Source organism: Oleiphilus sp. HI0123, assembly GCF_001635315.1.
This window is the reverse complement of the sequence record NZ_LWGE01001417.1, coordinates 1-2,482: the sequence shown is the minus strand read 5'-3', so window position 1 is coordinate 2,482 and position 2,482 is coordinate 1. Positions and strand designations below refer to the sequence as shown.

Annotated in this window: 4 protein-coding genes; 1 reads left to right on the top strand and 3 read right to left on the bottom strand. The window is 45.6% G+C overall.

Annotated features, from left to right (window positions below; translation table 11 throughout):
• Both A3761_RS25850 and A3761_RS18285 read right to left on the bottom strand, forming a co-directional pair.
• Positions 1–128 (bottom strand): prolipoprotein diacylglyceryl transferase family protein (locus A3761_RS25850; protein ID WP_197473105.1); only part of this gene is annotated, 128 nt, incomplete at its 3' end.
• 33 nt (positions 129–161) lie between these two features.
• Positions 162–947, bottom strand: a complete 786-nt coding sequence (locus A3761_RS18285; protein ID WP_068553494.1) for a sulfite exporter TauE/SafE family protein — start codon at positions 945–947, stop codon at positions 162–164.
• A 68-nt stretch (positions 948–1,015) separates the two neighbouring features.
• Here A3761_RS18285 and A3761_RS18280 point away from each other — a divergent pair, with 68 nt between their 5' ends.
• On the top strand, positions 1,016–1,810 hold the full coding sequence (locus A3761_RS18280) for an NRDE family protein (RefSeq protein ID WP_068516208.1): 795 nt from the start codon (positions 1,016–1,018) through the stop codon (positions 1,808–1,810).
• A gap of 23 nt (positions 1,811–1,833) precedes the next feature.
• On the opposite strand, the gene A3761_RS18275 is transcribed toward A3761_RS18280, so the two are convergent.
• Positions 1,834–2,442, bottom strand: coding sequence for a PilZ domain-containing protein (locus A3761_RS18275; protein WP_068516205.1), 609 nt, complete (start codon positions 2,440–2,442; stop codon positions 1,834–1,836).
• Between the last annotated feature and the right edge of the window lie 40 nt (positions 2,443–2,482).

The following is a 2,482-nucleotide window of genomic DNA, read 5'->3' as shown; positions in this document are numbered from 1 at the left end:
TGGGCTCGTCTCTGCCCTAGTAAGTAAGCCGCCACAAAACCAATCAAATACATTAAGCCATACCAATGAATTTGAATTGGCCCTAAGTCCAAAGCAACCGGATCTATCTGGGGATACGACAACGCCATTGTAATTCCTTAAATTTTTAATATTAAACAGAGCTAAGTCACTAGAAAGCGAACACCAATTAATAGCAGAAAACCTGCAAACAATCTTTTCAGTAACAGAGGCGACAAGCGATGCGCCAACTGCGTTCCAACCCTCGCGAAGTATACAGAGCAAATAGATATTCCGAGTAAAGCAGGTAGGTAGATCAATCCCAAACTCCATTCAGGCCGTCCTTGCAAATCACTTCCCATCATCACATTACTGAGCGTGGCAAATAAAGCGATGGGTAAACCACATGCAGCGGCGGTACCCACCACTTCTTTCATCTCAATACGATACCGACTCAAATAAGGAACGCTAAGTGTTCCACCACCAATCCCGAAGATAGAAGAAAACCACGCAATGACCACGCCCATTATAGATAGTGCGATATTTCCGGGTATCGCCAAAGACTGCAAGCTAGCGGATTTGATAAACATTCGCAGCGCTACAATCACCGCAAAAAGTCCAAACAGCTTTTTCAGCATCCAGCCATCTAGTTGCACCAGCGTTAATACACCAAGCACCGCACCTAGCGCAATACCAGCACTCATCGGCCGAAACACCGACCACAAAACCGCGCCTCTCTTATGGTGATTATATACCGAGCTCATCGAGGTAAACACTATGGTCGCAAGTGAAGTTGCTATCGCCATATGGGTCAAGACTTCTGCGGGGAAACCTTGGCTTTCGAAGACAAAAACCAGGATAGGCACGACGACTAAACCACCACCCACGCCAAAGAGCCCTGCCGTTAACCCGGCAAAGATACCCGCCAGCAAGTAGCTCACAATAAACATAGTCCGTATCTACCCCTAAATAATTGCATGGTATGATAGCTGTATTACATTCTGAGGTCATTCTTTCAATGTGTTTAATAGTTTTTGATTGGCAGCCCGAGCAAGCACGAATACTGACACTCGCCTCAAATAGAGATGAGTACTACGCCCGCCCTACACTTAACGCTCATTTCTGGGAAGATAGCCCTGACATATTTGGCGGCCGAGATTTAAAAATGGGTGGCACCTGGTTAGCCCTTTCCAAAGGTGGCCGCCTCGCTGCAATTACAAATTATCGCGCGCCAGACTCCAGAGTATACGAACGATCTCGTGGAGAAATTCCCTCAAGCTTCCTTCAAGCAAGCTGCTCTGCAAATGAGTTTGCAGCTCAAATTTCAAGCGATGAATATGCCGGATTTAACGCTCTTCTGTTTGATGGCTCAGACTTGGTATATTGCCATAATCGTGGTCAGACGAGAGGTAGTCAAACCCTAAAGCCGGGACGGTATGGCTTAAGTAACCACCTGCTAGATACGCCTTGGCCAAAAGTACGAAAAACCAAAACAGCTCTCGAACAGGCCCGGCAGAACCCTGATAACACTGAAGCAGCTAGACACTTACTGTTGGCACTACAGAACCAAGAACAAGCATCGCCTGAAGAACTGCCGCAGACAGGCATCCCTCAAGAGTTTGAGCAAGTGCTCTCTTCCCCCTTTATTAGAACGCCCAACTATGGAACTCGTGCGAGCAGCGTCATCATTATTGATAAAGAAACTTTAGGTACGGCTAAGAACGAGCAGATCAATAAAGCTTTCTTTCTTGAACGTCAGTATCAGAAGGGTAGCAGCAAATTTAACGACAACATAACAAACATAACTTTTTAAGCTAGAGCTCGACAGACTCTAGCTCATTGCAAGCTACCGTCATCTTCAGATCGATTACCTTTTAGCTGTTGAACCTGGCGCTTAATGACATGCTGAACCAATGTTTCCTGATCAATTTCGGTGACATTAACGAAGTCAGCGCGCGCAAGCCAGGGCTTGCCATCAATGCTCTCATCCAATGCATCACAAGCAATAACAGCTGCTAAGAGCTGCAATCGAGTATTACTGGGGTATAGCGTTAGTTCTATATGAACATGCTGATTCAAAGCAGCACTTTCTTCAAGCGGGAAAGCGATTCCACAAGCACTCAAATTAACCTGACAAGCAGAAGTAGACTGCTCGAGACCCTCTTCTTGGCCAGAGGCAAGACCGTGGCCAAAAGCCAAATTTATTTTCTGGTTAAAAAGATCAAGAATATTATGAATTTCAGGTTGGGAATTCTTCAGTACTGTCAGATCTGTTGCTATCTGGTGCTCTATCTGTGACAGCAGAGACTTCAGAGAAGTCGGTTGAGCTTGCACCGCCAAATCAGTTTCACCCTCCGAAAGAAAGCGATAACGAAGACCAACAAGGTCCGTCACTCTAAAATAACGTCTTCTTTCACTGTCGTGCGTCACTGAATTTACACCCATATATATTATCCCTAGATAAACCCATCACACACTCTCCTTT